The organism is Paenibacillus sp. FSL E2-0190 (assembly GCF_037992965.1).
Classification (GTDB): Bacteria; Bacillota; Bacilli; order Paenibacillales; family Paenibacillaceae; genus Paenibacillus_AQ; species Paenibacillus_AQ odorifer.
This window is the reverse complement of the sequence record NZ_CP150306.1, coordinates 1,430,954-1,443,912: the sequence shown is the minus strand read 5'-3', so window position 1 is coordinate 1,443,912 and position 12,959 is coordinate 1,430,954. Positions and strand designations below refer to the sequence as shown.

Sequence of the window (12,959 nt, the reverse complement as noted above, 5' to 3'; positions counted from 1 at the left end):
TCCTCCGATTATCTCTTATACGATAACTGTCACTTGCAATATTGTGCCGAAATTGTCCCAAAAAGTAAAGGGATTGCGGTAAAAAAGAAAAAGGAATTCTCTGGTTCAGCTCTTAAATGAGCTGTTCAGAGGAATTCCTTCGTTGTTGTATATTGGAATAGATTTCGTTCTTGTCTGGCAAATCAGGATTTACTTTGTGTTTGTGGCAAATGTCTTTTTTTCGAATGCGCTACGAATTTTGCGCTGCGCATCTGTCTTGATCTTAGGGTTGCCGTTAAATTCCACGCCCGTTAGTGCAAGGGCTTCATCTGGTGTTAAGTGGACTTCAATCGAATCTTTACCCTCAGCATATACCGTTTGAGAATTCATTGCTATCACCTCACGGTTATTATTATGGATCGGACGACACGAAATTATGAACTCTTGGATGAATTTCTTTATGCCACAGCAGCTTTTCACACTCTGAATATAACATACTATGTAAGCATTTTCAAGCTGAAAGCGCCTTATTTCCTGCCTATTTTTCATGCCGTTATGAGGAGCCAATGTTACGCCGAGCTCGGTTTTTTGATACAATGTATTGGATTATAAGAAACGGCTGTGCGTTCTCTGGGATAAGGACGCCATCTGTCTCAGAAAAATATAAGGATAAGGAATCTTATCCATAATTATATTTTCAGAAAGGGGCTTCTCGTGTCTAATCTTCAATACACTTCTCCTCCGCAACTTTGGGGAGATAAACGTTTTCATACTTGGAATTACGAAATGCGTGAACACATGAACACCAAGGTATTCAAAGTTATGCTTGATGCAGGCTTTACCTGTCCCAATCGTGACGGCTCCATTGCTAAGGGAGGCTGCACATTTTGCAGTGCCAGAGGTTCTGGTGATTTTGCCGGAAGCCGCCGAGATGACCTAGTCACACAATTCAATAACGTCCGTGACAGACAGCATCTGAAATGGCCAAATGCTAAATATATCGGTTACTTCCAAGCCTATACTAATACGTACGCTCCGGTCGAAGAGCTGAGAGAATATTTCGAAGTTATTTTGCAGCAGCCTGGTGTCGTTGGATTATCGATTGCTACGCGCCCTGACTGTCTGCCGGATGATGTGGTCGAATATTTAGCAGAGCTGAACAAGCGTACGTATCTTTGGGTAGAGATGGGTCTTCAGACTATACATGACTCCACTTCTGAGCTTATTAACCGGGCGCATGATACGCAGTGTTATGTGGAGGCTGTGGAGAAGCTGCGCCGTCACAATATTCGGATCTGTACCCATATCATTCACGGTCTCCCACAGGAGACGCACGAAATGATGCTTGAAACGGTATCTGCTGTAGCTCGCATGGATGTGCAGGGAATTAAGATTCACCTTCTGCATCTCATGCGGAAAACACCAATGGTGAAGCAGTATGAAGCAGGATTGCTCCGATTCATGGAACAGGACGAGTATGTGAAGCTGATTGCTGATTCACTTGAAATTCTGCCCCCTGAGATGATTGTTCATCGCTTGACTGGAGATGCCCCACGGGATCTCTTAGTTGGACCGATGTGGAGTCTCAAGAAATGGGAAGTGCTAAATGCCATTGACGATGAGCTTGTTGCTCGTGATACTTGGCAGGGTAAGTATTGGAGGAAGGGCTAATGGGCTTTATGTCCGTTCTAAGCTTTGCTCATAAATTAATCTCTGAGCGGCTAACTTTAGGTGACCGTGCGATTGATGCAACTGTAGGTACTGGTGCTGACACGCTTTTTCTAGCCAAAACAACCGGAGCTCGTGGCGAAGTCTACGGCTTTGACATTCAAGCTGCGGCGCTGAAGCTGGCAGAAGAACGTCTCCGGCTTGCGCGGGAGGACACTTCCTCACTCTCTGCCGTTACCTTACTGGAACGCAGCCATGCCGAAATGGCAGAAGCCGTCCCGGCTAACTGGCCAGGCACCGTTGGTGCTGTAATGTTCAATCTTGGCTATCTGCCTTCAGGCGATGCCGATAAGAATATCATTACTGAGCCGGATAGCTCTATTGCAGCCCTGGAAGCTTCACTCCAGCTGCTGCGTCCGGGGGGAATTATTACGGCTGTACTGTATCCTGGCCATGCAGGCGGAGATCTCGAAGCCGCCGCTGTTGAAGCTTGGGCTGCGACTGTTTCCCCTAAGGTAGCGCAGAGCATTGTATACCGCCAGTTGCAGCGCACGGACGCACCTTATGTAATTGCCCTCGAGAAGAAAAAAGGTTCCCCATCTTAAGCTTTGTAAACAATCAAACAATCTTGTAATTGGGAAGGAAGATTACGAATGACACAACCATATCCTTTAAAATTTCAACCGGAGTTTAAAGAACGTGTCTGGGGTGGCCGCGCGCTGGAGAAATTCGGCCTGAATCTACCAGAAGGTCATATTGGTGAAGGCTGGATGATTGCCGATCATGCGAATGGAACATCTTCGGTGGTTAATGGAGAATTAGCTGGACAAGGTCTGGATCAAATTCGTGAGCAATTTGGTCACGAGTGGTTCGGAAGCAAGGGAATATCAGAAGCTGGCGGAAGATTTCCACTCTTGATCAAATTGTTGGATTGCAACGACAACCTTTCCGTTCAAGTCCATCCTACGGATGATTATGTAGGATTGCCTAAAGGTGAACTGGGTAAAACAGAGATGTGGTACGTATTAGACGCTAAGCCAGATGCAAAAATCATCTACGGCCTTAAAGAAGGCGTAGACCGTGAAACATTACGCGAAGCACTGGAAAAAGGCACGGTTATGGATAGCCTTCAAGAGGTATCTGTCTCCGCTGGCGATTCCTTCTACATCCCTGCAGGAACGGTACATGCTCTATGCGCTGGTGTCGTTGTAGCGGAAATTCAACAGAATTCCGACACTACATACCGTATTTATGACTACGACCGTCCAGGTCTAGATGGAAAACCACGCGAGCTTCATATTGAGGATTCTCTGAATGTTACAGCTTATGAAGGCGCTGGCGCTACTTCGATGAAGACCGATCATGCAGTGCCTGGAGAGTGGCTGCAGCTTGCCGCTTCACCTTATTTTATTGTCGAAAAAGGGATCGTAAATGGTTCATGGGATCTCACCACTTCAGAAGACAGCTTCACTATTCTGGTTATCTGCGAAGGCAGCGGACATCTGACTTGGGAAGGCGGCTCCCAGCCTTATGCCGCAGGGGAATGTTATCTGATTCCTTCCAACCTAGGCCGTTATACTATCGAGGGTCATTCTACTGTGCTTCGCTCTTATTTGCCATAAGTCGAGAACCTTTAGGAGGAATGGACCATGAAGGAAAACAGCTTTACTCTAACGGATCCCATAGGTGTAACCATCCATGTCTATGAATGGTTACCTGAGTCCGATGTGCCAGTTAGAGGAATCGTGCAAATTTCACACGGGATGTGTGAAACTGCTGCCCGCTACGCTCGTTTTGCGGAAGCTTTAACCGGGGTTGGTTATGCAGTATATGCCAATGATCACCGGGGACATGGTAGAACCGCTGGTCAAGTCAACCTGCTTGGTGATGTTGGGGAGGACGGATTTTATTGGATGCGGCGTAATCTTCTGCAGGTAGGTGCCGCAGCACTCTCCAAGCATGAAGGAAAGCCCATCATTTTATTCGCACACAGTATGGGTTCCTTTCTGGGTCAAAAACTCATGTGCGAAGAAGGCAACGAAATCTATTCAGGGTTTATCCTAAGCGGGACAAACGGTCCACGCAGTATGCTGCGTATTGGAGAATCTCTGGCTAGCGCGCAGCTTAAGCTAAAGGGTGAGCATCATCGCAGTGTACTGCTGAACAGTCTGGTATTCGGCAGCTATAACCGCGCCTTTTCCCCGGTCAGAACAACATTTGACTGGCTGAGCAGCGATACTGCGGAAGTAGATAAGTACATTTCCGATCCATTCTGCGGAGCTATTTGTACAACACGCTTTTTCCGTGGTTTCTTCCACCTCCTAAGAGAGATCCATACTGAGGAATCACTTAGCACATTATGTACAGGTAAGCCCATTTATATATTTGGTGGGGATAAGGACCCTGTCGGGATGAACGGTCAAGGCATTCCCCGTCTTGCGGAGTTGTATAAGAAACGAGGAGTGTCAGACGTTGAGTACCGACTCTATCCAGAAGGCAGACACGAAATGCTAAATGAAGTGAATCGAGATCAAGTCACAGCCGATGTGCTCAACTGGTTAGAGCGCCACCTTCCTTCAGAGGTTGCTAAGATAAGTTAAGAAAAAAGCGCAGTTGTTAGTGAATTTATGAGACGAGAAATGAGACAACATAGAAGCGATGCTCCCGGTATTTGGGAGATCGCTTCTTTGCGGTTTGCGGTTTGCGGTTTGCGGTTTGCGGTTTGCGGTTTGCGGTTTGCGGTTTGCGGTTTGCGGTTTGTGTTTTGCGTTTTGCGTTTTGCGTTTTGCGTAGCTTGTCTCAGCAGACTTCTCAATCTAACAATCTCCAGTTCCTCCGCACATCTGAACTTAGTAAATAAACATCCCCCACCGCTAAAGGACTCAGTTGACGCTGTCTTCAGCTCATCGTTCTCCCACACCACGTACAAACTCGTTGTCGCTAGCTACACATCATCACCATTCCCCCGCTACTTTCGGACTCAGTTGACGCTATTTGCTGATTTATAGCCTTTCGAGCTAGATATCGGACTCCAGTGCAGCTATTCATGTGAAACAGGTTCATATTTGGTGTGTTTCGTGCCAATAGCGACTATGCGGTCCGTTAGCATCCAAAAAACAGGATAATTCCACGTATAAGGTCCGCTGGGTCCGCCTGCGTCGGGTGACTCACCGCTTCCGGACTCAGATGACGCTATTTTCTAATTTATAGCCTTTCGAGCTAGGTTTCGGACTCCAGTGCAGCTATTCATGCGAAACAGGTTCATATTGAGTATTTTTCGTGCCAATAGCGACTATGCGGTCCGTTAGCACCAATAAACAGGATATTTCCACGTATAAGGTCCGCTGGGTCCGCCTGCGTCGGGTTACTCACCACTTCCGAACTCCGTTGTCGCTATCGCCCAAGGCAAAAAATAGACCGTCCCATAAAGGAACGGTCTATCCTTCCACCCGCCTATTACAAAGGCAGTGTGTAGTACTGAGCGCGTTGGCTCTCGTTCTGCTGATACATTACGATTAGTAGCGTGCGCCCTTCCCTAATGGAAGCGGGCTCCGCTACAGCTACAGCCGAGCTTGCTGCTTGCGCAGTCTCTTCTAAACTACTATTCGCTGCTCCCTGTAATGACGAGTCTGCTGAAGCCAAAGCCTCCGGATTAGCCATATCAGCTTCACCATCCTCAAGGCCCTCATCGGCACGCATGCCGCTGATGGAATCCAGCACCGCTTCCAGCGAGAATGGCAATACTTCCAGCACAGTATACTTTTGCAGTTCTCTTTCGTTAAGTCCTGCTTCTGCTAACTGGGCAGAAATTTGACCCGGATTAGCCGCGATATCTTTTAAATAGCTCGACCAATCCGACTTATCCAGCACGAAATCCCACCAGATTTTGCGCGGCTTGTACTTGTGTCCAAGAAAATAGTCCAGCTTCATCAAGCCAGTTATAACATCCATAGACGGCGTCCCGCGATCTATCAGGAAGGACTGCAAGCGGGTAAAGAGATCTTCCAGCTGATGGCCAATCTTTTGCCAGCCTCTCTCCTCCCAATAGTCACCGAACTCCTGAAAGAAATCGAATGGCGAATCAAATACATGACGGATCAAGTACTTGGCCGTATGGTCCATCCGGTGGCTGTTCCAGTATTTCTCCAGCACATCCTCAAGCCGCTTCAAACGGATAATGTCTGAGAAAGGCATCATATGACTGCTAAGGATTTCATAAGGTGCGTGTTCCATATACGTGTACTCATATTTAGACGCCTGCGCCCGCAGCCCCGTTCCCCGCAGCATTTTGAGGAATCCTAGCTGTAGCTCTTCCGGCTCCATAACGAATACATCATTAAAAGTTTTACGGAAGGTACTGTAATCCTCCATAGGTAGTCCGGCAATCAAATCCAGATGCTGATCGATATTGCCGCTTGCCTTAATCTTCATTACGGTACGGGACAGCTTTTTGAAATTCTGGCGGCGTTTAACAAGCTCATTCGTCTCATCGTTGGTAGATTGCACCCCAATCTCAAATCTAAAAATACCCGGAGGCGCATTCTTAGATAGGAAATCCAGAACTTCCGGCCGCATGATATCTGCGGTAATTTCGAACTGAAACACGCAGCCTTGATGATTATCGATCAGGAATTGAAACATTTCCATCGCATAGTTGCGGTTGATATTAAAAGTACGATCCAGAAATTTAATGATTTTGGCGCCATTCTGTATTAAATAAAGCAGATCAGATTTCACTCGTTCAATATCATAATAACGTACGCCTACCTCAATACTGGATAAACAGAACTGGCAGTTAAATGGGCACCCGCGGCTTGTCTCAAAATAAACAATACGTTTACTCAAATCTGGAATATCCTCAGGAAAACGATGCGGCGTAGGCAGGGTATTCAGATCGCTTTTGGGACGTGGTGGATTGACAATGATCTCTTCTCCCTTGCGATAAGCGGCTCCATACACAAAGTGAAACTTACGATCATCCCTTAGCTCCTGTAGCAAATGGTGGAACGTCTCTTCCCCATCTCCATTAACTATAAAATCAATGCCAGCTTCTCTTTTCATCCAATGAAGCGGCTCATACGAAACTTCCGGTCCTCCGAGAACAATCGTAACTTCAGGCATTACTTGCTTAAGAATACCAATCAGCTTCAGCGTCTCTTCGATGTTCCAGATATAACAGGAGAAACCAATCACATCTGGCCGTTTCTGAAACAAGTCGGACACAATATTCATCACGGGATCTTTGATGGTGTACTCTGCCAAATGAATATCCTTAAATTCATGCTCACTGTACGCTTTTAACAAGCGGATTGCGAGTGAGGTATGAATATATTTGGCGTTTAACGTGGTCAGGACGATTTTCATGCTACACGACCTTTTCTACATTTCATTTTGAAAAAACTCTAAGAATGCCTTACCGTACTTCCGGTATTTCACTTCCCCAACACCCTTTACCCTCAGCATTTCCGCTTCGGTCTGCGGGCAAACCACACTCATCTCACGCAGCGTGGCATCATTAAAAATAATGTACGACGGCACATGCTCGCGTCCTGCCAATTCACGCCGGATAAGACGCAGCTGCTCAAAGACAGTCTCATTGACGGCTGATGGCGACAGGTCATGCCCCCGACTACGAACTCTCGTACCAGATGTTGTACCTGTCCGCGAAGGCCGTGCCACACGCTGCATCACCTCACGCTGTCCGCGCAGGACCTCGGCAGCCAGTGGCTGAAGCCGTACTACAGGGTACTGGCCTTCCGACAAGGCAAGATACCCTTCTGAGATGAGCACATTGATACTCTCTGAGATTTCCTTCTCCGTCCGGCTCGACATCGCCCCATGTGTGGGCAGCTTATCGAAGCCGTACTGCATCACCTTTTGATTGCGCGAGCCTTTCAGCACAGATGCCACCAACGCTACACCATAACGCTCCCGCATGCGGTGGATGCAGGAGAAAATCTTTTGCGCATCGACGGTCATATCCACTAGCTCTCGTTCATCCGTACATGAGCTGCAGATACCACATGGCTTGTCCCCATGCTCTTCCCCGAAATAATCCAGCTGGGCACTGCGCAAGCAGCGGGTAGTATAGCAATAATCAATCATTTGCTGAAGCTTGCGATATTCGTTAGCTTTACGGTCAGTATCCTGTGGATTCTGCTCGATCAGGAACTTTTGCGTCATAATATCCTGCGCACTAAACAGCAAAATACATTCACTCGGCTCCCCGTCACGTCCAGCACGACCTGCTTCCTGAACATAAGCTTCCATATTTTTGGGCATATTGTAGTGAATTACGTAACGGACATTGGATTTATCAATCCCCATCCCAAAGGCATTCGTAGCCACCATGACCCGGATATCGTCATAGAGGAACCCTTCCTGGCTATCTGCCCGCTCCTGGTCGTTCATACCCGCATGATAGCGACCTGCCGCTATGCCAGAAGCTTGCAGCCTCTGATACAGATCATCTACTTCTTTGCGGGTTGCCGCATATACAATCCCCGGCTGGTGAGAATGCGTAGCCGCATAATCCATAACGAACTCCCGCTTGTTCTCTCCACGCAGCACGGACATTGCCAGATTATCTCTTCCTAGCCCCGTCATGAAAATACCCGGCTCGCGCAAGCGCAGCAGCCGGACCATATCCTCCATAACCTCCGGCGTCGCCGTGGCGGTAAATGCTGCCAGGATCGGACGTTCAGGCAGCTCATCTACAAATGGAGATACCGACAGATAACTTGTCCGAAAATCATGTCCCCACTGGGATACACAGTGCGCTTCATCAACAGCCACGCAGGAAATAGACAGCTCAGCCATTTCCAGACGGAACCAGTCCAGCTCAAGTCTTTCGGGCGCAACATAGAGCAGCTTCAAATCGCCCCGCCGGGCAGCCCGAATCCGCTCATTCACTTCTTTTCCGCTTAACGTGCTATTAATAAAGGCTGCCGGAATACCCGCAGTAGTTAACGCATCCACCTGGTCTTTCATCAGCGAGATCAGTGGTGATATCACCAGTGTCAGCCCTGGCAGGAGCAGTGCAGGAACCTGATAACAGATCGATTTCCCGCCACCCGTAGGGAGGATTCCCAGTGTGTCGCGTCCTTCCAGCAAGTTCTGAACAATCTTTTTCTGGCCATCCCGAAAGTCTGGATAACCGTAATATTTTTGCAGCTCAGCCTGCGCCTGTTCAATAGTAGGTGCTTGCATCTTCATATCTCTCATAACTCCTTAGGCGTTTCTATCTTTAGTTTAGCGGTCAATGGTGTAATGAGCAACACTTCTTAACTATCATCACCCTGTTCTTCTTTTGAAATATTTACATAAAAGGTCTTCTTTTAAGCCAAGCTTTAATAAGCGTGATTTCATAGAAAGGTGGAGCGACCGTGCAAAATTGGAAACAAAAATATACCTCCTTTAAACAAAAGCCTGCACGTAACGAGTCCTCTGCCCAGGACAATCGTCCAGTAAAGCCATTGGATTCCAGCCTGAAGAGCAATATAAGCTTCATTCGACAAGTCTTTGGAGAAGACAGCGACCTTATTGTCCGTAACTTCAAGGTATACGGTAGATATGATGCGGCTATTATCTTTTTTTCTTCTGTGGTGGACCAGAATCAAATTCAGAACTATGTTTTAAAGCCATTAATGAATGTTCCCTCCGACCACTCAGAAATTCCAAAAGATCTAAAGGATTTACCTGATTACATCTGGAGTATGACGGTACAAGTCACACAAGGTAACCGCACTAAGGACCTAAATACTCTAGTCTCCGTCTTGTTGGATGGAAATGTAGTTCTAATCATAGATGGAATGGATCAGGCACTTTACTTCAATCTGCGTAAAATTGAGCATCGTAGCATTGAGCAACCTCAAACTGAACAAGTTATACGCGGTTCGCGTGATGGGTTTATAGAGAATTTAGAATCCAACATCTCTTTGCTTCGCTATCGACTACAAACGCCGGATTTTCGTGTAGTAACTGCCCCTCTTGGCGTACGGACGCGCTCAAAAGTAGCTGTTTGTTATATCGAAGGAATAGCCGATCCAGGGCTAGTTCAAAAGGTGATGAAGAGATTATCAGCAATAAATGTAGACGGCATCCTTGATGCGGGGTATATCGAGCAATTTATAGAGGATCATCCCCTTTCCCCGTTTCCACAGGTTCAGCCAACCGAACGTCCGGATAAATCTATAGCCTCTTTATTAGAAGGACGAGTCATCATCCTTGTAGATGGCTCACCTTTCTGCCTCATCGTCCCGGCACTTTTCAACCAATTCTTTCAGACGATGGATGACTATACGGAACGTTTTATCGTAGGAAGCCTCCTAAGAATGATCCGCTTGATCGCATTATTATTTTCCCTTTTCTTCCCTGCCTTATATGTATCCATTATCTCTTTCAATCCTGAGCTACTGCCGACAGAGTTCGCCGTAGCAATAACAGGTGCAAGAGCTGGCGTACCCTTTCCAGCCGTATTGGAAGTTCTGATTATGGAAGTCTTCATGGAGGTGCTGCGCGAAGCAACCATTCGCCTACCGCAAATGATTGGCGGGGCTCTTTCTATTGTAGGTGTGCTTGTCATTGGTCAGGCAGCCGTAGCAGCAGGTCTGGCGAGTCCAACTACCGTAGTTGTTGTGGCTATAACGACCATAGGGTCTTTTGCCACACCCGCTTACAATGCCGCAATCTCTTCAAGAATGCTTAGATTTCCATTGATCATATTGGCAGGCTGCTTTGGCCTGTACGGAGTAATGCTGGGCACTATTGTTATTATCAACCACTTATTATTCCTGGAATCTTTTGGCGTTCCCTACATGACCCCCTTTGTCCCTACGATATGGAAGGACCTTAAGGATAGTATCGTTCGGGTACCTTTATGGTGGATGCGAAGCCGCCCAAGCTTTCTTAATACACCTGATCCTGATCTTCTTGCTAAGGATATTCCGAAAATGCATACCGATCTGATTTTTAAGGAGAAAAGTGAAGCTGATGAATAGTAACCGCCCCATAACAACGATCCAAGTCATGGCTGTAATCGTCAGTACGATTATAGGAATAGGAATCTTAAGTATTCCTCGTTATATGGCTGAAGCCGGAGACAGTGGTGCACCGCTCGTGACTGCTTCTGGTGTACCTGTTGCTTTTTTGGGTTGCTGGTTTACAGCAGCTGTCTGCCGAAAATTCCCGAACGAAACGTTGTTCGTATTCAGCCGCCGCCTTCTCGGAACTGGGCTAGCGGATATTTTCTCCATTTTTATTTCTTTGTTTTTTGCTTTCTCTGCCGGGATCACCATGCGCCAATTCGGAGAAGTATGTGTTGCGGTTGTCTTTAAAAAGACACCCATCGAAGCAGTAATTCTCTTAATGCTCCTACTGGTTGCCTTATCAATCCGAAGAAATATTGTGAAATTCACTTATGTTCATGTTTTCTATTTACCTTTTATTCTATTATCTGTTATAGCAATTGCCTTGGTAGCTATGAAAAATGTTGACGTTCTAAACTTGCTACCCCTCACCGGAAATCACACCACCTTTTCAAGCTTTTCCAAAGGAACGATTACGTCCGCTGGCCTTTATCAGGGCACATTTGTCATCATCCTGCTGGTTCCTTTAATGAAAAAACCTCAACAGATCCTTAAAGCAGGCACTGTTGCGCTTTGTATCATTGGATTCATTTATGTAATGATCGTTTGGGTCACTTTAGGCATGTTTGGAGCTCAAGAAACCAAATTACTTTCCTATCCAACCTTAGAAGCAGCTCGCTCCATATCCATCGGCGCAGGACTTTTAGAACGGTTTGATGCTCTTTTTATAATAATTTGGGTGGTTTCTATATTCACTTCCATCTTTACGAACTACTACTTAGCTGCATACTCTCTGCAACAAGTGCTGCGGCACAAGGATCACCGCCTAATATCCAGCTTCTTACTTCCACTTATCATCACTTTTTCACTTTTGCCGAGAAATATATTTCAGGTCTATTCATTTGCTAGCATTACAGCGATAATCGGTTTGATTTTTTTGACCTTCTATCCTCTTTTATTATGGTTAGTCTCTCTAATCCGAAATAAAGGAGCCATTTCTCATGAATAAAAAAATTTACAAGCGTGTAGTTCTTATATTTATTCTCTCACTCATGTCTGGCTTACTCTCAGGGTGCTGGGACCAGCTTGAAATAGAAGACCGTGCATTGGTACTAGGGTTATCCATTGATTCCGTCCCTCCAGACAGCAAAATAAATGATGATCAAACCACTCATCTTAAAAGCGCAAATATTAACCTTCCCAAAATCCGTGTGACCGCCCAAATTGCGGTTCCGGGAAGAGTTCCACTCGGACCAGGCAGCGGGGGTGAAGGCGGAGGCGTGAATCAAAATCCAGTATGGGTCGTAGAAGTGTACGGGTACACCTTAGATGACGCCATGAACAATTTACAGCAGCAAATTTCTGATCCACGTTATCTAATTCATTTACGAGTAATTATTATTAGTGAGGACATCGCAAAAAAAAGCATGAATGACTTAAATGATTATTTGCGGCGAAATCCAGAAGTTCGTCGCCGGACCTGGCTGCTAGTATCCGAAGGGGAGGCTGCTAAATTTATGAATATTAATCCTCCGCTCCAGCGAGTGCCGACCCTTTACATCCTCTCCACCATGGAAAAAGCAGTAACATCAGGAAAATTCCCCGCTGATTATATAGGTGTATTCTGGTCAGCAGAATCCAAATGGGGCGAAAGTGGTTATCTGCCTTACGTCTCATTACATCAGGAAGACAATATCATGATTAAAGGCCTAGCTTACTTTAGTGGTGGAGTGATGGTCGGATCGACGATTCCGATTGAGATTGGCGCATATATGTCCATGAAGGGCATTAATCCCGGGGGATACTCCGATCTTTTTTATGCTGATGAATTCGGTCCGGTGATGCTCAAGGTCAACGACCGGTTCACGAGGGTGAAGGTTCATTTCAAAGAGGGCAAACCTCACATCACTTATAACCTCACTTTAGAGGCGGCTCTAGATGAGCATTTACGTAGTGATATCCCTATCGATTCCAGCCGTTCTTTAGAAAAGATTGAAGATATTTTTCAAAAGAGAGTGATCGGTATTTTCAACCACCTTATCGAAGAAACTCAACAAGCGCATTCCGATGTCTTTGGCATGGGTGAATATATTCGTGCATATGCTCCCTCCTACTGGAAAGCCAATATTCGTGACAAACATGACTGGGAGCAGCAGTATTCCAATCTCAGTATTGAAGTTAAGTTGAAAACTCACATCGACAGAGTAGGTCTTAAACAAAATTAAA

At 46.3% G+C, this 12,959-nt stretch carries 10 protein-coding genes; 7 read left to right on the top strand and 3 right to left on the bottom strand.

Features of this window, described 5'->3' with window-relative positions; translation table 11 throughout:
* Positions 1-189: 189 nt before the first annotated feature.
* Positions 190-369 carry a hypothetical protein gene (locus NST25_RS06285; RefSeq protein WP_036679526.1) on the bottom strand — a complete coding sequence of 60 codons (180 nt, stop codon included), beginning with the start codon at positions 367-369 and terminating at the stop codon, positions 190-192.
* 324 nt (positions 370-693) lie between these two features.
* Between NST25_RS06285 and NST25_RS06280 the strand changes: the two genes are divergently transcribed.
* The 4 genes from NST25_RS06280 to NST25_RS06265 are packed head-to-tail and all read left to right on the top strand — an operon-like array spanning position 694 to position 4,247.
* Positions 694-1,650, top strand: coding sequence for a TIGR01212 family radical SAM protein (locus NST25_RS06280; RefSeq protein ID WP_076107276.1), 957 nt, complete (start codon positions 694-696; stop codon positions 1,648-1,650).
* Entirely contained in the window at positions 1,650-2,252 is a 603-nt protein-coding gene (locus tag NST25_RS06275; RefSeq protein ID WP_076219068.1) for a class I SAM-dependent methyltransferase, read from the top strand. The genes NST25_RS06280 and NST25_RS06275 overlap by 1 nt, the downstream gene beginning before the upstream one ends.
* A 48-nt stretch (positions 2,253-2,300) precedes the next feature.
* Complete coding sequence (locus NST25_RS06270; protein WP_076128070.1) at positions 2,301-3,269, top strand: type I phosphomannose isomerase catalytic subunit; 969 nt, start codon at positions 2,301-2,303, stop codon at positions 3,267-3,269.
* A 27-nt stretch (positions 3,270-3,296) separates the two neighbouring features.
* A complete protein-coding gene (locus NST25_RS06265) occupies positions 3,297-4,247 on the top strand; it encodes an alpha/beta hydrolase (RefSeq protein ID WP_340393486.1) in 951 nt (316 codons plus the stop codon).
* Positions 4,248-5,103: 856 nt separating this feature from the next.
* Here the strand turns inward: NST25_RS06265 and NST25_RS06260 are convergent.
* Together NST25_RS06260 and recQ are read right to left on the bottom strand one after the other, a co-directional pair.
* Positions 5,104-7,011 (bottom strand): B12-binding domain-containing radical SAM protein, encoded by a 1,908-nt coding sequence (locus NST25_RS06260; RefSeq protein ID WP_076308057.1) that lies wholly within the window; start codon positions 7,009-7,011, stop codon positions 5,104-5,106.
* A gap of 15 nt (positions 7,012-7,026) precedes the next feature.
* The gene (gene recQ / locus NST25_RS06255; RefSeq protein ID WP_076137470.1) at positions 7,027-8,862 is read right to left on the bottom strand and encodes a DNA helicase RecQ; all 1,836 of its coding nucleotides are present in this window, start codon (positions 8,860-8,862) and stop codon (positions 7,027-7,029) included.
* A gap of 170 nt (positions 8,863-9,032) precedes the next feature.
* On the opposite strand from recQ, the gene NST25_RS06250 reads away from it, so the two are divergent.
* Genes NST25_RS06250 through NST25_RS06240 form a run of 3 tightly spaced genes read left to right on the top strand, consistent with a single transcriptional unit; the run spans position 9,033 to position 12,958 of the window.
* The gene (locus tag NST25_RS06250; RefSeq protein WP_179086794.1) at positions 9,033-10,646 is read left to right on the top strand and encodes a spore germination protein; all 1,614 of its coding nucleotides are present in this window, start codon (positions 9,033-9,035) and stop codon (positions 10,644-10,646) included.
* Entirely contained in the window at positions 10,639-11,742 is a 1,104-nt protein-coding gene (locus tag NST25_RS06245; RefSeq protein ID WP_076185704.1) for an endospore germination permease, read from the top strand. The genes NST25_RS06250 and NST25_RS06245 overlap by 8 nt, the downstream gene beginning before the upstream one ends.
* Entirely contained in the window at positions 11,735-12,958 is a 1,224-nt protein-coding gene (locus NST25_RS06240) for a Ger(x)C family spore germination protein (RefSeq protein WP_076308058.1), read from the top strand. The genes NST25_RS06245 and NST25_RS06240 overlap by 8 nt, the downstream gene beginning before the upstream one ends.
* Position 12,959: the final 1 nt, after the last annotated feature.